The organism is Streptomyces sp. NPDC042102 (assembly GCF_055582305.1).
This window is the reverse complement of the sequence record NZ_JBVJDL010000002.1, coordinates 622,545-641,378: the sequence shown is the minus strand read 5'-3', so window position 1 is coordinate 641,378 and position 18,834 is coordinate 622,545. Positions and strand designations below refer to the sequence as shown.

The following is an 18,834-nucleotide window of genomic DNA, read 5'->3' as shown; positions in this document are numbered from 1 at the left end:
GGGGGTCACCCCATCTTCGGCCAACCCCGAGACCGATCCCCACCGTTTTTCGCAAAGGCGGGACAAAAGGAGGAACCGCCGCGCCCCACCGCCCTAGGACCCACCCCTGAGACCCGCCCCTGAGACCCGCCCCGGGGACCACTCCCCGGCGGTCAGCCGTGGAAGGCCCCGGGGTGGATCTGCTCGCGCGTGGCCACGTACTGCTGGCGCACCGCCCGCCAGGCCGGCAGCTCCTCGTCCGGCTCGAAGACCTGCGCCGCGGCCGCCGGCCACATCGGCGGGGTGTGCGGGGCCAGCGTGCCCTGCGCCACGCCCAGCGCCCACGCCGCCTGCCGGGCCGCGCCCAGCGCCGCGTAGTCCGCGGGGGCCGGTACGACGATCTGCGTACCGAAGAGCCCCGGCGCCGCCGCCTGGACGGCCGGCAGCTCGGCCGCCGCGCCCAGCAGGAACACCCGCCGGATCTCCACGCCCCGCGTGCGCAGCACGTCCAGGGCGTCGACCAGCCCGCACAGCATGCCCTCGAACGCCGCCCTCGCCAGGTGCTCGGGCTTCATCGAGTCCCGCCGCAGCCCGGACAGGGTCCCGGCGGTGTGCGGCAGGTTCGGGGTCCGCTCGCCCTCCAGGTACGGCAGCAGCACCAGACCGTGGGCACCCGGCGTCGACTTCAGCGCCAGCGCGCTCAGCCCCTCCAGGTCGGTGCCCAGCAGCTCCGCGGTGCCGCGCAGCGCCCGTACGGCGTTGGAGGTGTTCACCACCGGCAGGTGCATGCCGGCGGCGTCGGCCAGCGAGGTGATCAGACCGGCCGGCTCGGACAGCGCCTCGTGGTGCACGGCCATCACCGACCCCGAGGCGCCGAGCGAGACCACCGCGTCACCGGGGCCGACCCCCAGCCCGAGGGCGGCGGCCATGGTCTCACCGGTACCCGCCGAGATCAGCAGCCCCTCCGGCGTGGTCCCGGCCGCGTCGGCCGGACCGAGCACCTCCGGCAGCACCGCCCGGTGCCCCAGCGCCAGCTCCACCAGGTCGGGGCGGTACGCGCCGGTCGCCGCCGACCACCAGCCGGTGCCCGAGGCACCGCCGCGGTCGGTGGTGCGCCGGGCGGGCCGGCCCAGCAGCTGCCAGACCAGCCAGTCGTGCGGCGACATCAGCATGGCGATCCGGCGGGCCGCCTCCGGCTCGTGACGGGCCAGCCAGGCCAGCTTCGTGATCGGCTGCGCGGACTGCGGAACGCTGCCGACCGCCTCCGTCCAGGCGTGCCGCCCGCCGAGCTGCTCGGTCAGGTCGGCGGCCGCGACCTGGCCGCGCTTGTCGTTGCCGACCAGGGCCGGGCGCACCAGGGCGCCCTGGGCGTCCAGCGGCAGCAGACCGTGCTGCTGCGCGGAGACGCCGATGGCCTGCACCCCTTCGAGGAGCCCGGCCCCGGCCGCCTCGCCGAGCGAGAGCAGCCAGGCCTGCGGGTCCGTCTCGTAGGGGTTCGTCTCACCGCCGGGCTGTGGATGCGGTGCGTACCCCTGGCGCAGCACGGCGCCCGTGTCCGTGTCGCAGACGACGATGCGAGTGAAGGCGGAAGAGCTGTCCAGCCCGGCGACTATCCCCATGCGGAGAATTCTGCCGCACCCGGGGCCCCTCTAGGTGTTGCTGGTGCCCCAGTCGTCCTCGGCCCCCTGCCCGCGCTCGCGCAGCGACCGCACGTGCTGCGCCACGGAGGCCGGGACGGCGTCCCCGACCTTCGCGCTGACGGCCGCGAAGGCCTTGCCCGCGTACTGCCGGCCGGTCTGGCCGGCGGTCTCCGCGGCGTTGCGCACCGCGGGGTTCTGGACGAAGCCGCGGGCGCTCTTCTTCATCTGCTCGTAGCGCTCCCGCCCCGCGGCCGTGCCCAGCACGTACCCGAGGGCCACTCCGGCCAGGAACGTGACCTTGTAGCGCATGGCTGCCACCCTTCGCTGTGTCGGTGCCCGGCCTGCCAGTCGATACCGATTGGCGGAGCACCCCCCTGCTTGCGCTAATCTATGTCTCGCAGCGGACACCCGCCCCCCGGCAAGGCCGGAGGAGGGCCTGTTCGGTGCAACGCAGCAATCCCCTGTAGCTCAATTGGCAGAGCAGCCGGCTGTTAACCGGCAGGTTACTGGTTCGAGTCCAGTCGGGGGAGCGCGATCCCCTGTAGCTCAATTGGCAGAGCATTCGGCTGTTAACCGGAGGGTTGCTGGTTCGAGTCCAGCCGGGGGAGCAACGAAGAAGAGGACCCTGGTGGGTCCTCTTCTTTTTTGCCCTCCGACGGAACCGGACAGCCCTCAGAGCGGTCTCTCTGGGCAGGCGTAGCCGATCATGCGAGGCATCCGGAGCAGGAGATCGTATGAGCGGCTATGCTGCGGCAGACGGCGCGCACACATGTACGCGCCACGCCGCAGAGGGGCGGTAGCTCAGCCGGTTAGAGCAGCGGACTCATAATCCGTCGGCCGTGGGTTCGAGTCCCACCCGCCCCACCGCAGAACTGGTCAGCAGAATCGTTTCGACCAGCAGACTTCGTGCCCCGCCCGGCCTCCCGGGCCGGGGCACCTCGTCGTTCCGCGCTGGCGCCGCACGGGAGGGCCATGGCCGGGTCACCTGGGACTCGGGAAAGTTCACGCCGATCGGACCGCGTGCGAGGCGACCGGCGAGTCCCGGCGTTCGTGGCGGCAGTGGGGGTGCTCGGGGTGCTCGCCGTCGGATGTTCCGGGGCCCCCGGCGGTGGTGCTACGGCCGACCCGGAGGCGACCGCCTGGGTCGAGGGCGTCACCGCGCAGTCCGTCGCCCGAACCCTGCACGTGGAGATCCCCGCGACGGCGACCGGTGCCGTCGCGGCCCACCGCAGGGGGTTCCAGGACGACGGGCTGATCCTGTCCTTCGTCCTGCCCGTGGCGGACGTGGAGCCCTTCCTCTCCCGGCTGGATCCGCAGCAGCCCATCAGGCTGCGGGAGCAGCCGTTCGCCGCGGAGGCGGAGCCGGCCGCACCGTTCGCCCGCCTCGGGCTCCCCGAGCCGGATTCGCTCCCCAAGGTGAGGGAGGGCCAGGTGTGCGCTCCCTGCAAGGGCGACGTGAACTGGCTCAAGGTGGCGGTGGCGCCGGTGGACGAGCGGAGCAGCCGGGTCTATCTGCGCGGGGTCGACTGAGCCGACGTTGCTCGTGCGTGGTGGGCCGCAGGTGCGGAAACGTTCGCACCTGCGGCTTCTGTGTTCCGTGTCGTGGCGCTCAGGGTCACTGTGGCCGTGGTCACGACCTCTCGGTCTCGTCCGCCAGGTGGCGCAGTACGTCGCCCAGGTCCTGGCGGCGGGCGTACGCCGCGCGTTGGCGGTGGGCACCGGAGCCGTCGCGGAGCAGGGAGGACAGGGTCCGGGCCGCGTGGTCCAGGTCGCCGGAGGCCGCCAGTTCCGGGGCCACCAGGTCCAGCAGGGCCTCGGCGAGGTCGGCCGCCGGGAGTTCGGCGCCGGTGAACGGGTCCAGGCCGAAGCCCTCCAGGCCGTCGTGGGCCGCCCGCCAGCGCGCCAGGCGCAGCACGTCGTCCCGTACGGCCGGGTCCGGGCGGTGGTCGGCCAGCTCCCGCAGGGCGGTGGCGACCAGGGCGCGGACCAGCTCGGCCTGCAGGACGGCGGTGTCGATGTCCGCCGACATGTCCGGGGCCCGGAACTCCAGCGTGGGCCAGCGCCCCGACGGTCGGAGGTCCCAGTAGACCATCTTGGTGTCCAGCGCGGCCCCCGAGCCGAGCAGGATCTGCACCGAGCGCCGGTAGTGGGCGGTGGAGCCGAAATGCGGCGGGAGCCCGGCCGAGGGCCACGACGACCAGGCCATCGCGCGCCAGCTGGCGTGGCCGGTGTCGCGGCCGTTCCAGAAGGGCGAGTTGGCCGCCAGCGCGATCAGCGTGGGCAGCCAGGGCCTGACCCGGTTGGACACGGCCACCGCCGTGTCCACGTCGAGGGTGCCGACGTGCACGTGCCGCCCGCAGCTGACGAGCGTGTCGGTGAGCGCGCCGAAGCGCCGGTGCTGCTCGCGCTGGCGCGGCTCGTCGTCCGTCAGGTGCAGCGGGCCCTCCACCGCCACGACGGGCGAGGGGCTGGCCAGGAGCCGGCAGCCGTGCGCGCGGGCGGCCTGGGAGAGGGTGCGCCGCAGCGCGGCGAGCTCCGCGCGCAGGCCCGTCGAGGAGGCGGCGACCGGAGTGGAGATCTCCACCTGGTAGCGGGTGCCCTCGGCGTGCAGGTGGTGCGGCTGGCCCTCCGCGGTGGCCAGGACGAGCGGGGCGGCCGGGACGACCCTGTAGGTGCGCGCGTCGACGAGCAGGAACTCCTCCTCGACGCCGAGGGTGAGGGGCACCGTCCCGGTCCGGCCCAGAGTTCCGAGCGTGCGCAGATTGTTGCTCGCGGTGCCTTTGCCAGGTTCGATCACTACGCCTCCCTGGACATACGAGTCGTTTCATCATGAGCTGAACAAGAGGCGAGAAGCGCACGTCGATTCGGTCAAATCTCCTGTGGATGTGGCGAGTTAGCGGCCGGGTGAGCCGGGTGCGCGGACCCCGGGGACCTGGTGGTGCGGGAGTTCCTGGTGCGGCTCGGATCCGGCCGGGCCGTCCGGAATGCGAACGGGCGTTCGCGTATCGGATTCGGCCGGTTACCATCCGTTGTGACCCCGACGACCTCGCAGCAGACGCAGCCACCCGAAGACGGCGCGGAAGGAACGGCCGGCCGCGGCGGCGGAGCGGGCGCACCCGTCGGCGCCGGTGACCGGCAGGACGTGCGGCGGCGGGTATTCGCCGACCTCACCCCGCTGCGCACGTCGCCCGACTACCGGCGGCTGTGGGTCGGCAACACCATCTCCTGGATGGGGCAGGCGATGACCGCCCTCGCGGTCTCGCTCCAGGTCTACGACATCACCCGGTCCAGCTTCGCCGTCGGCCTCGTGGGGCTCTTCTCCCTCGTCCCGCTCGTCGTCTTCGGGCTCTACGGCGGCGCCATCGCCGACACCGTCGACCGCCGCAAGCTCGGCCTCTACAGCTCCGCGGGCGCCGCCGCCCTCTCCGTCGCGCTGGCCGCGGCCGCGCTGCTGGACTACCACCGCGTCTGGTTCCTGTACGCGGTGGTCGCCCTCCAGTCGGTCTGCGGAGCGCTCAACTCGCCCGCCCGTTCGGCCATGATCCCGCGGCTGCTGCCGCCCGAGCAGCTGCCCGCCGCCAACGCGCTCACCTCCCTGACCACCACCTCCGGCGCCACCGTCGGCCCGATGCTCGGCGGTGTGATCGCGGGCCTGTGGGGCTACCAGGCGGCGTACCTCATCGACGCGGTCGCCTTCTCCGCCGCCCTGTACGCGATGTGGCGGCTGCCGTCGATGCGGCCCGAGCGCGCGGAGGGCAAGCGCGGGCGCGCCTCGGTGCTGGACGGGCTGCGGTTCCTGGGCACCCGGCCCAACATCCGCATGACCTTCTTCTCCGACATGTGCGCGATGGTGCTGGCCCAGCCCAAGGCGCTGTTCCCGGCGATCGCCGTGCTCTGGTACGGCGGCGACGCCAGGACGGTGGGCCTGCTGGTGGCCGCCCCGGCCGTCGGGGCGCTGCTGGGCGGGCTGTTCTCCGGCTGGCAGGGCCGGATCCGCCGGCACGGGCTGGCGATCCTGCTGTCGGTGGCGGCGTGGGGGTTGGCCGTCGCCGTGTTCGGGCTCACCCGCAACCTGTGGCTCGGCCTGTTCTTCCTCGCCCTCGCCGGCTGGTCGGACACCATCTCGATGGTGTTCCGCACCACCATGCTCCAGGCGGCGACCCCCGACGAGATGCGCGGCCGGCTCCAGGGTGTGTTCATCGTGGTCGTCGCCGGTGGCCCCCGGCTCGGCGACTTCCTCGCCGGGACCGCGGCCGACCTCACCTCGCCGGCCGTCGCGATCACCGGGGGCGGACTGGCCTGCGTGGCCGCGCTCGTGCTGCTGGCCGCGCGCTGGCCCGCCTTCGCGCGGTACGACGCCCGCTCGCCGCAGGCGTGAGCCCGGCGCTGCGTGAGGCCGTCTACCTTGCCGGCCTGCACATCGCGGGCGTCTTCATGCGGTCAGCGCGGTGAGCTCGGCGGTGGAGTGACACGGGCAGAGGGGAACTCGGGCTCGAAGCCGTCCGTCCACTCATCCTCGTCGAGCACGTAGTCATCGATGACGAAGCACTCCGGCTCGTCGGCGAAGCCCGGCAGGAGCCGCGCTTGGCGGAGTCGCTCCTCGGCCTTGGCATGGGAGGAGTAGACGCCGAGCAGCTTGGCGTCGTCACCGTCCCGCTCGCTGATGAACACACTCTCGCCGTCAACGTGCAGGGTGGTCCGATCTGCACCGGCTTCATTCCGGTGTCCGATGTGCCACAGCAGAGAGACCCTCACCGATGCAGGTTATCTCCGAGCACGTTCATGCCCTGCAGCCACCCGATCACTTCCACTTGAACATGCCCGACCAAGATCCGGAAGAGAGCTCCCAGGGTCTGTCCGGCCATGATCCGCCGGACAGACCCTGTCGGCTACGCGTGCCAGAGGCCGGCCCGGCGGTGGCGGTACGGGACGATGTCCGCGTACGCCACCGCCGCGGCCGCCGGTACGCCGGGCCGGGGGTGCGCCGTGCGCAGCACCCGGCGCAGGTCGTCCCGGACCCGGCGGCGGGCCCGGCCCTCGCCCTCGGCGGCCCAGCGGGCCACGGACGGGTCGCAGGTGAAGCGGGCCAGGGAGCGGATCGCGACGCGGCGCGTGACGCGTACCGGCCGGGGCCGGTGGCCCGCCGAGGCGGCGGCGGCCCGGCAGCGGGCGCTGTGGCGCAGGTCGCGCAGCGTGAGCGCGTGCAGGGGCAGCCCGGGCCGGTGTTCCGCCGCGGGCAGGTCGAACCAACCGTGCGCCGGCGCCCGGCGGGAACGGATGTGGTGTGCGGTGCGTGACATGGTCGGTGCGCCTTCCGGTCAGCGCCGCCGGGCGGTTCCCGGCGGTACCTACCGGAAGCCGAAGGGACCGGTTCCGCGCGGACCGCTCACGTCGCCGCCGTCCCCGCCCGGGGAACGACGCCGCGGGCCACGCCCAGGCCGACGAGGTCCTGGGGACGCAGCCGCAACTGGTCGGCGGTGGCCGGGGCGTCCCGCGGCTCGCGCTTGAGGATCGCGGCCGCCAGCTCGGGCGCGATCACGGAGAAGTAGCTGTCGGGGGTGACCCACGTGTTGCCCGGCGCGGCCAGCGCCAGCGCGCCGCCCGAGCCGCCCTCGCCGATGACCAGCGTGGTCACGGGCACGGTGGCCGCCGCCACCGCCGCGAAGGTGTCCGCGATCGCCGCGCCGGCCCCCGCCCGCTCGGCGGCCGCGTCGTTGGCCGCGCCCGGCGTGTCGACGAGCGTCAGCACCGGTACGCCCAGCCGGTCCGCGAGGCGGATCAGCCGGGCGGCGGTGCGGTAGCCGGCGGGGCGGGTCGCGGTCCCGCACTGGGCGGCGTACGCGATGCTGCGCCCGGCGCGCAGCCCGAACCCGCACAGCATGCCGGGATCGGTCCCGCCGGCCCGGTCGCCGTGGAGCGGGAGCCGCTGCTCGAAGTACGCGTCCAGGTACGCCCCGGCCCGGGGCCGCGCCGGGTGGCGCGCCTGGCGTACGGCGTCCCAGCCGGTCGCCGGCGGGCCGTCCGGTACGCCGCCCAGCGCGGCCGGGGGGTCGGCGGGCCCGTCCGCCGGCACGGCCAGCAGGTGCAGCCAGGTGCCCAGGGTGGCCGGCAGGGCGTCGGGCGGGACGACGGCGTCCACGTGCCCGGCGGCGAACTGTCCCTCGGCGGTGTACGCCGCCGGGTCCGCGTCGGCGGGCCGTACCCGGGAGCCGGCGAAGCCGACCTGCGCGCCGGGCAGGGCGAGGACCACGTCCGCGCCCGCGCCGAGGGTGGCCCAGCCGCCGCCGGTGGTGGGGTCGCGGAGCACGGCGATCTGGGGCAGCCCGGCGGCGCGCGTCAGGGCGGACTGGCGGGCCACGCGCTGGAGTTGTGTCAGCGCGAGCATGCCCTCCTGCATCCGGGAGCCGCCGGTGGCGATGAGCGAGACGAGGGGCAGCCGGTGGGCGCGGGCGTGGGTGTACGCCGCTTCCAGCCGGTCGCCGGTGCGCTCGCCGAGGGAACCGCCGAGGAAGCCGAACTCGAAGGAGACCAGCACGGTTTCGCGGCCGCCGACGCGGACGGTGCCGGTGACGACGGATTCCTCCTCGCCGGTGCGCGCGGTCGCGCGGGCGCGGGAGTCGTCGTAGCCGGCCCAGGCGAGCGGCCCGTCGGGGGCGGACGCGCGGGGCGGCACGGGGAGTTCGCGGAAGCTGCCGGGGTCGGCGACGGAGGCGATGGCCGCGCGGGCCGAGAGGCGGGTCACGGCTTCACCCTAGGCCCTGTCGTCAAGGTAGCGCCGGTCAGGCCCGCGGCGTCTGGCGCCGTGCATCGCAAGGCGGAGGAGCTCCCGAGTACTGGACGTACTTGGGTGCTCCGACAACGCAGCGAGGTGCGGTGCCAGACGCCCCGGGCCAGGCGGGACTTTGACGACAGGGCCTCGGCGGTCAGGGGAGGGGGAGGGCGATCTTTACGGCATACGCGGCGACCAGGCCGTAGCCGAGCCGGAACGTCCAGGCGCGGGTGGTGGCGGAGATCCGGTGGCCGGCGAAGGAGCCGACGGCGACGAGGAGTTGCTGCCAGGCGAGGCTCGCGAACAGCACCCCGCCGAGGAACGCCCCGGCCGCGCCGCCCCCGCCGAGGGCCGCACCCTGGGCGGTGGTGAGGGCGGCGAAGTAGAGGGCGGTGGTGGGGTTCACGGCGGTGAGCGCGGCGTACCGCCCGAACGTCCGCACGGCCCCCGTGCCGTCCGTGCCGTCCGTGCCCGTTCCTTCCCCCACCGTGCTTCCCGCCGCTCCCGCCCCGGCGCCGGGGGGACCGGCCACGGGACGGGCGCTGCCGCGGTGGGTCCACAGGCCGTGGCCGGCGAGGGCCAGCAGGACCGCGGCGGACAGCAGGCGGATCCACGCCTCGACCGGGGTGACGTGGGAGGCGACCCACGGGCCCAGCGCGGTGGCGAGGGCGGCGTATCCGAGGTCGACCGCCGCGATGCCCGCCGCGGCGGCGACCGCCGAGCGGCGTGAGCGGATCGCCTCCTGGAGCAGGAGCACGCTCATCGCGCCCATGGGCATCGCCACGCCCAGGCCGGCCGCGGCGCCCGACAGGGCCGGAGTCAGGAGTTCTGTCATGGGGGGAGGGTCCCCGGGCGTGGGTGCGAAGGGCGCGCCGATATCGGCCGGCGCTGCGACAATCGCGGCATGGACCGCCTCGACAGGGACATCCTCGGCCTCCTGCAGCAGGATGCGCGGATCTCGTACCGCGACCTCGGCGCCCGTGTCGGCCTCAGCGCCAACGCCGCCGCCGACCGGGTGCGCCGGATGCGGCGCGACGGGGTGATCCGCGCCTTCACCACCGTCGTCGACCCCGCCGCCGACACCCGCGGCGGCCTGGTCGTCTTCATCGACGTCACGCTGCGCCTGGACACGACCAACGAGGAGTTCGAGCGGCGCGTCACCGAGCTGCCCGGGATCACCGAGGTCGTCCACGTCACCGGCGCGCACGACTACCTCGTACGGGCCCGCGCCGCCGATCCCGCCGCCCTCGACGACCTGCTGCGCCGGCTCAAACGGGAGGCCGGCGTCGCCCAGTCGAACACCCGGATCGCGCTGCGCGCCGCCGGCCCGGTCCCTTAGGCCCCGTCCGGCCACGGCACTAGAGCGCGGACTCCCACTCCAGCGTCGTCCCCCGCGTCCCCGTCCCCGTGCGTCCGTCGTCCGTCACCGTCAGCCGCACCCGGGAGCGGTCCGCGTCCACGCCCACCTCGATCGCGGTGACCTCCGGCCGCCGGTGCGCCGCCGCGAGCGCGCCGCGCAGGGCGGCCAGCAGCCGGTCCGCCACGGCGTCCGTGACCAGCGCGTCCACCGCGCCCGCGAACTGCACCGACGGCTGGAAGCCCAGCGGTACGCTCGCGCCCGCCGTCTCCCTCAGCACCCGCCCCCGGAACGTCGTCGGCGCGTCGGTCGGCGGCTGCTGCAGCGCGAAGATGGCCGTCCGTACCTCCTGGATCGTGGAGTCGAGCTCGTCGACGGCCCGCCCCAGCTCGTCGCCCACGCCGTCCCCGGACGGCGCCGTCGCCGCGCGCCGGCGGGTGCTCTCCAGCATCATCTCCGTCGCGAACAGCCGCTGGACGACCAGATCGTGCAGGTCACGGGCGATCCGGTCGCGGTCCTCGTAGACGGCGAGCTGCTCGCGGTCGTGCTGCGCGTCCGCCAGGACGAGCGCCAGCGCGGCCTGGGAGGCGAACTGCGAGGCCAGCAGCCGGTCCACCGCGTCGTACGGCTTCCCGCCCCGGTGGCGCGGCAGCGCCAGCGTGCCGATCAGCTGCCCCCCGCTCTGCAGCGGCAGCATCATGCTCGGCCCGAACCGCTCGCGCACGTGCGTGGTCATCCGCGGGTCGGTCGCCGAGTCCTCGACGAACACCGGCTCCCCGGTGAGCAGCTGCTCCAGTACGGCGCTGCCCGGCGCGATGGCGGTCCCCACCAGATCGCCGGGGTCGTCCGGCGTCGAGGCGGCGACGATCTCCATCCCGCCCTCGGGCGTCGGCTGGAGCACCACCCCGGCGGCGGCGTCCGCCAGCAGCCGGGCCCGCTCCGCCACGCACATCAGCGCGTCCGCCGCCGGCCGCCCGGTCAGCAGGGTCGTGGTGACGGCGGCCGCGCCCTCGATCCAGCGCTCCCGGCGGCGGGCCGTCTCGTACAGCCGGGCGTTGCCGATCGCTATCCCCGCCTGCGCGGCCAGCACCCGCAGCAGCGCGAGGTCCTCGTCGGTGAAGGGGCCGCCGCCCCGCTTCTCGGCGAGGTAGAGGTTGCCGAACACCTCGGTGTGCACGTGGACCGGCACCCCGAGGAAGGTGCGCATCTCCGGGTGGCCGGGCGGGAAGCCCGCCGACCGGGGGTCGTCGGTGATCTCGTCGACCAGCAGCGGGCGCGGGTCGCGGATCAGTGTGCCCGGCAGGCCCGAGCGGGCGTCGGGGAGGTGGGGGATGCGGGCCCGCTCCTCGTCGCTGAGCCCGGTGGTGAACAGCTCGGTCAGCCGGACGCGCTCGGGGTCGACGACCCCGAGCGCGCCGTACCGCGCCGCGCACAGCTCGGTCGCGGAGTCGACGATCTGCTGGAGGGTGGTGCGCAGATCCAGCTCCGAGCCGACGCCGAGCACCGCCTCCAGCAGCACCGGCAGCCGGGGCCGTGGGTACCGCTGCGCCGCGTCGGACGCCGGGTCCGGCGCCGTCATCCGGCCAGTGGGTTCAGAACCATCGGGGCGATCTTCCCTTCCAGCATCGCGCCGAGGCCCAGCACGGCGCACACGTCCGGCCGTTCCGCGATGTGCACGGGCATTCCGGTCGCGTCGCGCAGCATCTGGTCCAGCCCCGGCAGCAGGGCGCTGCCTCCCACCATCATGATCCCCGTGTCCGTGAGGTCGGCGACCAGGTCCGGCGGGCAGTCCCGCAGCACCTTGCCGATGCCGTCGAGCACGGCGGTCAGCGGGGTGTGGATGGCGTCGCGCACCGCCGCCGTGTCCACGTGGACGGAGCGGGCCAGGCCGGTGGCCACGTCGCGGCCGTGGATCAGGGTGGAGGCCGGCCCGTCCGGGGTGATGCCGTTGCCGTGCAGGGCCAGCTGGAGCGGCCGTACCGCCTGGCTCGGCAGCATCAGCTCGTGCGCGTGGCGCAGATGCTGGACGACCGCGTGGTCGATGGCCTCGCCGCCGACCGGCACCCGCTCGGCGGTGACGATCGAGCCGAGCGAGAGCACCGCCACCTGCGTGGCCGCCGCCCCGCACACCATGATCATGGTCGCGGTCGGCTGCTCCACCGGCAGACCGCAGCCGACGGCCGCCGCGATCAGGGTGTCGACCAGCTCGACCCGCCGCGCGCCGAGCCCGACCAGGGTCTCCACGGCGGCCCGCTGGGCCAGCGGGTCGGCGTCGTGCGGGGTGCAGGCGGCCGCGCGCAGCCGGGGCTTGCGGCGCAGGGCGCGCCGCAGCTTCTCGCCGAGGAGGTGGCGCAGCATGCGGGTGGCCATGTCGATGTCGACGACGGTTCCGCCGGAGACGGGGCGGACCACCCGGATGTAGTCGGGGGTACGGCCGGTCATCCGTTCGGCGAAGGAGCCGACGGCGATGAGCGCGCCGGTCCGTGTGTTGATCGCGGCGACGCTCGGTTCGTCGACCACGAGGCCGGCTCCCTTGACGTACACGCGGGTCCGGGCCGCACCCAGGTCGACGGCGACGTGGCAGCGGCGCAGCTGCTCAAGACTGACGGTCATGGCAGGTCCTCCCGGGAGCGCTGGCGCAAGAAGACCGGCGGTCTGTCGGTCCCATCTCGAATCCTCCGGGGCGAAGGGGGGATATCGCCCGTTGGGTTGCTCCGGCCGGGGGTGCTGCACAGGGGTGGTTTTCTGTACCGACAGGCCCGACCATGCCCCCACCACCCGCGCTACTCGTGCGTAACAAGGTAAGGGGGACCCGATGCTGACGGCCCGCCAGAGATGGCTCGCGCTGCTCGCGCTCTGCGCCGCGCTGCTCGCGCCGCTGCCCGCCGAGGCCGCGGACCGGACCGCTGACCAGCGGCTTGTGCGCAATCCGGTGATATTCGTGCACGGTTACAACGCCGACCCGGGCGTCTGGGGGTCGCTGCGCGCGGACCTGCGGGCCTCGGGATACGCCGACTCCGAGCTCTTCTCATGGGTTTACGACACCCACCTCTCCGTCAACGAGGTGCTGGCCGGGCGGCTCGCCGCGTACGTCGAGGAGGTTCGCGCCCGGACCGGCGCCGCCCGGGTCGACATCGTCGCGCACTCCTTCGGATCGCTCGTCAGCCGCTGGTACGTCAAGTTCGGCGGCGGGACGGCCACGGTCGGACGCTGGGTCTCGCTGGCCGGGCCCAACCACGGCACGTCCACGGCCTGGGCGTGCGCGCTGTGGGACCAGGCGTGCCGGGACATGACCCCGGGCTCCTACGTCCAGCGGAACCTCGCGTCCGGTGACGAGACCCCGGGCACGGTCCGGTACGCCACCTTCTGGTCGCACTGCGACGAGATCGTCAACCCCGACGACAGCGTCCCGCTGACCGGCGCGACGAACACCGGCGTCGGCTGCCTGGAACACAACGACCTGCTCGGGGACGACGCCACCTCGGCCGGGGTACGCGCCTTCCTCGCCGCTCAGGGGTGAGCAGGAGCGGTCCGCTCCACGCGCTGGAGCAGGCCGTACGTGAACTCCGCCACGTACGCCCCGCCCTCCCCGGTGAACGCCAGCCGCCACCGGGTGGGGGCCGTGCCCTCCATGGGTCGTACGGGCGCGAAGGCGTGCGCCACCTCGTCCACGGTCGCCTCCCACGGCCGCAGGTCGGCCGGGCCGGCCAGGACGGGGCCAGGCGCGCCCGGGGCGCGCACCAGCCACTCGTTCCACACCGCCCCGTCCGGCGCGGCCAGCACCTCGAAGCGCAGGGAGGGCCACAGGGACAGCGGCCACAGGTGGGCCTCGCAGGACAGGTCCCCGATGGTGCGGGGCTCGGTCCGTTCGGCCGGGCCCAGGACCGAGCGGTAGCGGGCGAGGGCCCCGCGGGAGCGGGGCGACCGGACCATGGCCTGCCAGCGCTTGTTCGCCTCGCGCTGGTCGGCGAGCGAGGCGCCGAGCCGGCCGCGGGCCCGGTCGGCGAGGTCGGGGCAGAAGTCGGCCATGCGGCGCAGGAGGACCAGCTGGAAGGCGTCCCGGCCGAAGGCGCCGGAGGCTGCGGCTGTCATGGAATACACAATTCCACACAGGATCCTTACACCCCCGCGATGCGTATGTGGCCGAACATTGCATAGCCTGCGGGCGCCATGGACTACTGCCACGCCTGCCACAGGCACCTCAACGGCGCACTCGCATGTGCCGGGTGCGGGACTCCGGCCGAGTACCTGACCGCCGCGGCGCCCGCCCCGGCGGCGTCCGCCTGGACCGGGGCCGGGTCCGCCGGGCCGGTCGCCGGCGTCTCGCCGTATGCCCCGGAGGCGGTGCCGTACGCCGGATCCGGACCGGTTTCCGGCGCCTCGCCGTACGCCAGGCCGGCGTACGAGGACGTGACCGGGCCCGTGCCCGGGATGCCGGCGGGGGTCGTCGAGGACGGGTCCATCGGGGACGGGTCCACCGAGGACGGGTACGAGCACGAGCACGAGGGTGACGACGCGCTCGTCGTGCTGGCCGCGCCGTATTCCGGCCGGCCGGGTGCGCGGCGCGGTGGCAGGGGCGCGAGCGGGCGCCGGCGGCGGCGCCGCACGGCGGTGACCGCGGGCCTGGGGCTGCTGCTGGCGGCGCTGGGTTCGTTCGCGCTGGCGCGGCTGACGGCGGAGCCGCCGGCCAGCGACCGGGCGTCGACCGTGATGCTCACCGACGACACCCCGCCCGACCAGGGGCCGGCGCCGGGGGTGCCGACCGCGGCGCCCACGCTGGGCCAGGCCCCGACGAAGAGCGGGGGGACGGCCGCGCCGGTCAGGGCGACCGGGAGCGCGGGGGCGACGCGTTCGCCCGGGGCGTCGGCGTCGTCCGCGACCACGGGCCCGTCGCAGAGCGCCGCGCCGACCGGCCCGGGGCCGACGGCGTCCGGAGCGCCCACGTCCGGCCCCACGGGTCCGGGTACGCGACCGCCGGGGAACCCGGCGCCCCCGCCGGCCTCGCCGACGCCGACGCCCACGGCCACGCCGCCCAAGCCGTGCGGCTTCTTCGACAAGCTCTTCGGACTGTGCTGACCCACCGCTGACCCCTGGCGCCCAGGCGTCACGGCCCCGGCGCCCAGGCACCGCCGGCCCGCCGTCGCGGGTCCCGCGGCCGAGCGCCGCCCCGGCGGCGGCCGGGTCAGCCCAGCATGCGCCGCAGCAGGTCCCGCAGGACCGCGCGCTCCGCCGCCGACAGCCCGGCCAGCGGCTCGCGGGCGAAGTCCAGCGACTCGCGGAGCCGGTCGGCGGTCTGCCGCCCCGCCTCCGTCGTGGCCGCGAGCTTGACCCGGCGGTCCGCCGGATCGGGCTGGCGCGCCACCAGACCGCGGCCCTCCAGCCGGTCCACGATGCCGGTGATGTTCGAGGGCTCGCACTTCAGCTTCTGCGCGATCCGGCGCATCGGCATCGGCTCCAGGGCGAGCAGCGCGAGCACCCTGGCCTGCGCGCCGGTCAGCTGGTGGCTGGCCGCGGCCTGCTCGTACTCCTGGTGGTAGCGGGCCACGACGGCGCCGATGAGCTCGACGACCTCGAGGGTCAGGGGGTCGGTATGGCGACTGGGCATGGAACCAGCGTACCCATTTACTTGACAACATGAAATATCTAGTCGCATGGTTGTTTCAGGTCGTGAAGTAATTTTCCCCCTCAGGAGCCCTCCCATGTCACAGATCCCCGCCGTCAGCCGTGAATGGCACCTGGTCGCCCGCCCGCAGGGCTGGCCCGTCGCCACGGACTTCGCCCTGCGCGAGGTGCCCGTCGCGGCCCCGGCGCCCGGCCGGATCCTGGTCCGCAACCTCCACATGTCCGTGGACCCCTACATGCGCGGCCGGATGAACGACGTGAAGTCCTACATCCCGCCCTTCCAGCTCGACCGGCCGATGGACGGCGGCGCGGTCGGCGAGATCGTCGCCTCCGCCGCCGAGGGCTTCGAGGTCGGCGACCACGTGCTGCACGGCCTGGGCTGGCGCGAGTACGCCGACGTCGACGCGCAGCACGCCACCAAGGTGGACGCCTCGCTCGCGCCCCTCTCCGCGTACCTCGGCGTGCTCGGCATGCCGGGCCTGACGGCCTACGCGGGCCTGTTCGAGACCGCCTCCTTCAAGGAGGGCGACGCCGTCTTCGTCTCCGGCGCCGCCGGTGCGGTCGGCAGCCTCGTGGGCCAGTTCGCGCGGATCAAGGGCGCCTCGCGCGTCATCGGCTCGGCCGGCTCGGACGAGAAGGTCAAGCTGCTCACCGAGAAGTACGGCTTCGACGCCGCCTTCAACTACAAGGACGGCCCCGTCGCCGAGCAGCTGAAGAACGCCGCGCCGGAGGGCATCGACGTCTACTTCGACAACGTCGGCGGCGACCACCTCGAAGCCGCCATCGGCGCGCTCAAGGTGCACGGCCGCGCCACCCTCTGCGGTGCCATCGCTGGCTACAACGACACCGAGCCGGCCCCCGGCCCGCGCAACCTCATGGCGGTCATCGGCAAGCGGCTGCGCCTGCAGGGCATCCTGGTCGCCGACCACTACGGGATGCAGGAGAAGTTCGTCGCGGACGTGGCCGGCTGGCTGCGCTCCGGCGAGCTGACGTACGACGAGACGGTCGTCGAGGGGATCGGACACGGTGTCGAGGCGTTCCTCGGAATGCTGCGCGGTGACAACACCGGAAAGATGATCGTTTCTTTCACCCGCTAGGCTCACCTCAGACCGTCGCGATCGTGGGCGCGAGTCGCGGCGACAACCAGGAGGATCCCGCTACATGTCCATCCAGCAGTCCGACGTGCTCTACACCGCTGTCGCCACCGCCGAGAACGGCCGTGACGGCCGCGTCGCCACCAGCGACGGCCAGCTCGACGTCGTCGTGAACCCGCCCAAGGAGATGGGCGGCAGCGGCGCCGGCACCAACCCGGAGCAGCTGTTCGCCGCCGGCTACAGCGCCTGCTTCCAGGGCGCGCTCGGTGTCGTGGCCCGCAACGAGAAGGCCGACATCTCCGGCTCCACCGTGACCGCGGAGGTCGGCATCGGCAAGAACGACGACGGCTTCGGCATCATCGTCAAGATCTCCGCCGTGATCCCGAACGTGGACGCCGCCACCGCCAAGGACCTGATCGAGAAGGCCCACCAGGTCTGCCCGTACTCCAAGGCGACCCGCGGCAACATCACGGTCGAGCTGGCGGTCTGATCCGGCTCGCGCCTGACACGAGGCCGTACCCCGTCACGGGGTGCGGCCTTCGTCGTACGGCCCCTCTAAGCTGGGCCGTATGAGCGATCTTGCGGGGGGATTCCGCTACCTGATGTCCGGCCAGCGCTGGGTCATGCGGCACGGCCGCTGGTTCGGCTTCGGCCTGCTGCCCGGCCTGGTCACGCTGGTGCTGTACGCGGGCGCGCTGATCGGCCTCGGCTACGGCGCCGACGACCTGGTCGGCTGGGCGACGCCGTTCGCCTCCGACTGGTCGTCGCCCTGGCTGGGGCTCTTCCGCGGTTTCCTGACCGCCCTGCTCATCGGCCTCGGCCTGTTCGTCGCGGTGATCACCTTCACCGCCGTGACCCTGCTGGTCGGTGAGCCGTTCTACGAGTCGCTGTCCGAGCAGGTCGACCGCAGCGAGGGCGGCGAGGTGCCCGAGTCCGGGCTCTCGCTGGCCAAGGAGCTGTGGATCTCGGCCCGGGACAGCGCCAGGCTGCTGGTCCGGGTGCTCGCCTACGGGATCCTGCTCTTCGCCCTCGGCTTCATCCCGGTGATCGGCCAGACGGTGGTCCCGGCGATCGGGTTCTGCGTCACGGGCTACTTCCTGACCCGGGAACTGACCTCGGTGGCCCTGATGCGCCGCCGCGTCGAGCTGCGCGAGCAGCTGGCGATGCTGCGGGCCCGCCGCGGGCTGGCGCTGGGCTTCGGCGTCCCGCTGGCGCTGGCCTTCCTGGTCCCGCTGGTCGCGGTGTTCCTGATGCCGGGTGCGGTGGCCGGCGCCACGCTGATGGTCCGCGACCTGACGGGCGAGTCCGCCGGGTCCCCGGAGGCCTCCGGCGAGCCCGGCCCCTCCGGTCCGGCCGCCGGGTACGAGCCCCCGGCGCCGGTCCCCCCGGCGGCCGGCTTCGGCCCGCCGCCGGCGGGCTACTAGCGCCCGGCGCCGACGCCGACGTCGGCGCGCAGCAGCCCGATCATGCCCGCCCCGACGTCCCCGGCCCCGGCCCCGTTCCCGTCCGCGGACCGGGCCGCCAGCAGGCGTGCCATCAGCCGGAAGTACGGCGTGATCAGCTCGGCCGTGACCCCCTGGCCCTCGGCCGTGCGCAGCAGCGTGGCGGTGCCCGCCACCTGCATCGCCAGGTTCGAGTCCGCGTCGGAGCCGGCCGCCGTACCCGGGTCGGCGGACAGCTGTCCGGCGGCCCCGGCCGCGAACACCGGGGCCATGGCGCCCAGCCACTCGGTCAGCAGCGGCCCCAGGGACCCGGGATCGATGTCCTCCCCGGCGATCAGCGCGTACGCGTGCGTCATCCCGCCGAACAGCCCGTACATCGCGCTCAGCAGCGCCACGTCGTACAGGGCCGCGAACCCGGCGTCCGTCCCCACGAAACGGGCCCCGGCCGGCACCTCCAGGACACCGCGGCGGTCCTCGAAGGCCTCCGCCGATCCGCTGTACAGGACGTAGCCGCCGGACTGCGGCACGCCGATCATCGGCGGTACGGCCATGATCCCGCCGTCCAGGAACCGGGCGCCGCGCGCCCGCGCCCACTCCGCCCGCGCGCGCCCCTCGGCCGGGGTGCCGGTGGTCAGGTTCACGAGGTCCTTGCCGGTCAGGTCGACGCCGTCGAGGGCCGCCCCGACGGAGGCGTCGTCCAGCAGGCACAGCACCACGAGGTCGCCCGCCGCCACCGCCTCGGCGGGGCTCGCGGCGACGGCCGCGCCCGCCGCGGCCAGGGCGTCGGCCTTCCCGGCCGTACGGTTCCAGACGGTCAGCGGGTGGCCGGCGGCGAGCCAGGCGCGGGCGAGGGCGGTGCCCATGGCACCGAGCCCCAGCAGGCAGACGCGGGTGTCATTGTTCTTCAAGTTCTTCAAGTGCTTCACGTTCT

General features: G+C 74.3%; 20 protein-coding genes and 3 tRNA genes. 11 read left to right on the top strand and 12 right to left on the bottom strand.

Annotated elements, in window-relative coordinates; genetic code table 11:
* Positions 1–152 precede the first annotated feature (152 nt).
* Positions 153–1,598 carry an FGGY family carbohydrate kinase gene (locus ACZ6KO_RS10965; protein WP_469302872.1) on the bottom strand — a complete coding sequence of 482 codons (1,446 nt, stop codon included), beginning with the start codon at positions 1,596–1,598 and terminating at the stop codon, positions 153–155.
* Between the two features lie 30 nt (positions 1,599–1,628).
* A complete protein-coding gene (locus ACZ6KO_RS10960; protein WP_469302870.1) occupies positions 1,629–1,928 on the bottom strand; it encodes a YtxH domain-containing protein in 300 nt (99 codons plus the stop codon).
* 148 nt (positions 1,929–2,076) lie between these two features.
* Here ACZ6KO_RS10960 and ACZ6KO_RS10955 point away from each other — a divergent pair.
* The 4 genes from ACZ6KO_RS10955 to ACZ6KO_RS10940 all read left to right on the top strand — a co-directional run bounded on the left by ACZ6KO_RS10955 (position 2,077) and on the right by ACZ6KO_RS10940 (position 3,149).
* Positions 2,077–2,149: transfer RNA gene (locus ACZ6KO_RS10955), tRNA-Asn, on the top strand.
* 5 nt (positions 2,150–2,154) lie between these two features.
* Positions 2,155–2,227 (top strand) — tRNA-Asn (locus ACZ6KO_RS10950).
* Between the two features lie 182 nt (positions 2,228–2,409).
* Positions 2,410–2,483, top strand: a tRNA-Ile gene (locus ACZ6KO_RS10945).
* Positions 2,484–2,669: 186 nt separating this feature from the next.
* A complete protein-coding gene (locus ACZ6KO_RS10940; RefSeq protein WP_469302868.1) occupies positions 2,670–3,149 on the top strand; it encodes a hypothetical protein in 480 nt (159 codons plus the stop codon).
* A 100-nt stretch (positions 3,150–3,249) separates the two neighbouring features.
* Here the strand turns inward: ACZ6KO_RS10940 and ACZ6KO_RS10935 are convergent, their stop codons facing one another.
* Positions 3,250–4,416: a carboxylate-amine ligase gene (locus ACZ6KO_RS10935; protein ID WP_469302866.1), complete on the bottom strand. Its 1,167-nt coding sequence runs from the start codon at positions 4,414–4,416 to the stop codon at positions 3,250–3,252.
* 345 nt (positions 4,417–4,761) lie between these two features.
* Here ACZ6KO_RS10935 and ACZ6KO_RS10930 point away from each other — a divergent pair, with 345 nt between their 5' ends.
* The gene (locus ACZ6KO_RS10930) at positions 4,762–5,997 is read left to right on the top strand and encodes an MFS transporter (RefSeq protein WP_469303861.1); all 1,236 of its coding nucleotides are present in this window, start codon (positions 4,762–4,764) and stop codon (positions 5,995–5,997) included.
* A 62-nt stretch (positions 5,998–6,059) separates the two neighbouring features.
* Here ACZ6KO_RS10930 and ACZ6KO_RS10925 read toward each other — a convergent pair whose 3' ends face one another.
* From ACZ6KO_RS10925 to ACZ6KO_RS10910, 4 genes are all read right to left on the bottom strand, one after another.
* On the bottom strand, positions 6,060–6,374 hold the full coding sequence (locus tag ACZ6KO_RS10925) for a DUF7336 domain-containing protein (RefSeq protein WP_469302862.1): 315 nt from the start codon (positions 6,372–6,374) through the stop codon (positions 6,060–6,062).
* A 134-nt stretch (positions 6,375–6,508) separates the two neighbouring features.
* Positions 6,509–6,919, bottom strand: coding sequence for a hypothetical protein (locus ACZ6KO_RS10920; RefSeq protein ID WP_469302860.1), 411 nt, complete (start codon positions 6,917–6,919; stop codon positions 6,509–6,511).
* Between the two features lie 86 nt (positions 6,920–7,005).
* Entirely contained in the window at positions 7,006–8,361 is a 1,356-nt protein-coding gene (locus ACZ6KO_RS10915; RefSeq protein ID WP_469302858.1) for a carboxyl transferase domain-containing protein, read from the bottom strand.
* Positions 8,362–8,542: 181 nt separating this feature from the next.
* A complete protein-coding gene (locus ACZ6KO_RS10910; protein ID WP_469302856.1) occupies positions 8,543–9,223 on the bottom strand; it encodes a LysE family transporter in 681 nt (226 codons plus the stop codon).
* Positions 9,224–9,292: 69 nt separating this feature from the next.
* Between ACZ6KO_RS10910 and ACZ6KO_RS10905 the strand changes: the two genes are divergently transcribed.
* Complete coding sequence (locus tag ACZ6KO_RS10905) at positions 9,293–9,727, top strand: Lrp/AsnC family transcriptional regulator (protein ID WP_469302854.1); 435 nt, start codon at positions 9,293–9,295, stop codon at positions 9,725–9,727.
* 19 nt (positions 9,728–9,746) lie between these two features.
* On the opposite strand, the gene ACZ6KO_RS10900 is transcribed toward ACZ6KO_RS10905, so the two are convergent.
* Positions 9,747–11,324, bottom strand: coding sequence for a GAF domain-containing protein (locus ACZ6KO_RS10900; protein WP_469302852.1), 1,578 nt, complete (start codon positions 11,322–11,324; stop codon positions 9,747–9,749).
* The gene (locus tag ACZ6KO_RS10895) at positions 11,321–12,358 is read right to left on the bottom strand and encodes a rod shape-determining protein (protein ID WP_401448767.1); all 1,038 of its coding nucleotides are present in this window, start codon (positions 12,356–12,358) and stop codon (positions 11,321–11,323) included. The genes ACZ6KO_RS10900 and ACZ6KO_RS10895 overlap by 4 nt, the downstream gene beginning before the upstream one ends.
* Before the next feature lie 202 nt (positions 12,359–12,560).
* On the opposite strand from ACZ6KO_RS10895, the gene ACZ6KO_RS10890 reads away from it, so the two are divergent.
* Positions 12,561–13,265 (top strand): esterase/lipase family protein, encoded by a 705-nt coding sequence (locus tag ACZ6KO_RS10890; RefSeq protein ID WP_469302848.1) that lies wholly within the window; start codon positions 12,561–12,563, stop codon positions 13,263–13,265.
* Here ACZ6KO_RS10890 and ACZ6KO_RS10885 read toward each other — a convergent pair.
* On the bottom strand, positions 13,256–13,837 hold the full coding sequence (locus ACZ6KO_RS10885; protein ID WP_469302845.1) for a hypothetical protein: 582 nt from the start codon (positions 13,835–13,837) through the stop codon (positions 13,256–13,258). The genes ACZ6KO_RS10890 and ACZ6KO_RS10885 overlap by 10 nt on opposite strands.
* Before the next feature lie 78 nt (positions 13,838–13,915).
* Here ACZ6KO_RS10885 and ACZ6KO_RS10880 point away from each other — a divergent pair, with 78 nt between their 5' ends.
* Positions 13,916–14,821, top strand: a complete 906-nt coding sequence (locus ACZ6KO_RS10880) for an SCO2400 family protein (RefSeq protein WP_469302842.1) — start codon at positions 13,916–13,918, stop codon at positions 14,819–14,821.
* 106 nt (positions 14,822–14,927) lie between these two features.
* On the opposite strand, the gene ACZ6KO_RS10875 is transcribed toward ACZ6KO_RS10880, so the two are convergent.
* Positions 14,928–15,350, bottom strand: a complete 423-nt coding sequence (locus tag ACZ6KO_RS10875) for a MarR family winged helix-turn-helix transcriptional regulator (protein ID WP_469302839.1) — start codon at positions 15,348–15,350, stop codon at positions 14,928–14,930.
* Positions 15,351–15,444: 94 nt separating this feature from the next.
* Here ACZ6KO_RS10875 and ACZ6KO_RS10870 point away from each other — a divergent pair, with 94 nt between their 5' ends.
* The 3 genes from ACZ6KO_RS10870 to ACZ6KO_RS10860 all read left to right on the top strand — a co-directional run bounded on the left by ACZ6KO_RS10870 (position 15,445) and on the right by ACZ6KO_RS10860 (position 17,885).
* Positions 15,445–16,464 (top strand): NADP-dependent oxidoreductase, encoded by a 1,020-nt coding sequence (locus tag ACZ6KO_RS10870; protein ID WP_469302836.1) that lies wholly within the window; start codon positions 15,445–15,447, stop codon positions 16,462–16,464.
* A gap of 64 nt (positions 16,465–16,528) precedes the next feature.
* Positions 16,529–16,951, top strand: coding sequence for an organic hydroperoxide resistance protein (locus ACZ6KO_RS10865; RefSeq protein WP_469302833.1), 423 nt, complete (start codon positions 16,529–16,531; stop codon positions 16,949–16,951).
* 79 nt (positions 16,952–17,030) lie between these two features.
* The gene (locus ACZ6KO_RS10860; protein WP_469302831.1) at positions 17,031–17,885 is read left to right on the top strand and encodes an EI24 domain-containing protein; all 855 of its coding nucleotides are present in this window, start codon (positions 17,031–17,033) and stop codon (positions 17,883–17,885) included.
* On the opposite strand, the gene ACZ6KO_RS10855 is transcribed toward ACZ6KO_RS10860, so the two are convergent.
* Entirely contained in the window at positions 17,882–18,766 is an 885-nt protein-coding gene (locus ACZ6KO_RS10855; RefSeq protein ID WP_469303859.1) for an NAD(P)-binding domain-containing protein, read from the bottom strand. The two genes, ACZ6KO_RS10860 and ACZ6KO_RS10855, sit on opposite strands and share 4 nt — an antisense overlap.
* Positions 18,767–18,834 lie beyond the last annotated feature (68 nt).

Bases quoted from the DNA above. Each gene is read 5' to 3' on its own strand.
- ACZ6KO_RS10895 (WP_401448767.1), bottom strand. From the start codon at position 12,358: ATGACCGTCAGTCTTGAGCAGCTGCGCCGCTGCCACGTCGCCGTCGAC.
- ACZ6KO_RS10875 (WP_469302839.1), bottom strand. From the start codon at position 15,350: ATGCCCAGTCGCCATACCGACCCCCTGACCCTCGAGGTCGTCGAGCTC.
- ACZ6KO_RS10965 (WP_469302872.1), bottom strand. From the start codon at position 1,598: ATGGGGATAGTCGCCGGGCTGGACAGCTCTTCCGCCTTCACTCGCATC.
- ACZ6KO_RS10900 (WP_469302852.1), bottom strand. From the start codon at position 11,324: ATGACGGCGCCGGACCCGGCGTCCGACGCGGCGCAGCGGTACCCACGG.
- ACZ6KO_RS10920 (WP_469302860.1), bottom strand. From the start codon at position 6,919: ATGTCACGCACCGCACACCACATCCGTTCCCGCCGGGCGCCGGCGCAC.
- ACZ6KO_RS10855 (WP_469303859.1), bottom strand. From the start codon at position 18,766: ATGGGCACCGCCCTCGCCCGCGCCTGGCTCGCCGCCGGCCACCCGCTG.
- ACZ6KO_RS10880 (WP_469302842.1), top strand. From the start codon at position 13,916: ATGGACTACTGCCACGCCTGCCACAGGCACCTCAACGGCGCACTCGCA.
- ACZ6KO_RS10960 (WP_469302870.1), bottom strand. From the start codon at position 1,928: ATGCGCTACAAGGTCACGTTCCTGGCCGGAGTGGCCCTCGGGTACGTG.
- ACZ6KO_RS10905 (WP_469302854.1), top strand. From the start codon at position 9,293: ATGGACCGCCTCGACAGGGACATCCTCGGCCTCCTGCAGCAGGATGCG.
- ACZ6KO_RS10885 (WP_469302845.1), bottom strand. From the start codon at position 13,837: ATGACAGCCGCAGCCTCCGGCGCCTTCGGCCGGGACGCCTTCCAGCTG.
- ACZ6KO_RS10910 (WP_469302856.1), bottom strand. From the start codon at position 9,223: ATGACAGAACTCCTGACTCCGGCCCTGTCGGGCGCCGCGGCCGGCCTG.
- ACZ6KO_RS10865 (WP_469302833.1), top strand. From the start codon at position 16,529: ATGTCCATCCAGCAGTCCGACGTGCTCTACACCGCTGTCGCCACCGCC.
- ACZ6KO_RS10890 (WP_469302848.1), top strand. From the start codon at position 12,561: ATGCTGACGGCCCGCCAGAGATGGCTCGCGCTGCTCGCGCTCTGCGCC.
- ACZ6KO_RS10860 (WP_469302831.1), top strand. From the start codon at position 17,031: ATGAGCGATCTTGCGGGGGGATTCCGCTACCTGATGTCCGGCCAGCGC.
- ACZ6KO_RS10870 (WP_469302836.1), top strand. From the start codon at position 15,445: ATGTCACAGATCCCCGCCGTCAGCCGTGAATGGCACCTGGTCGCCCGC.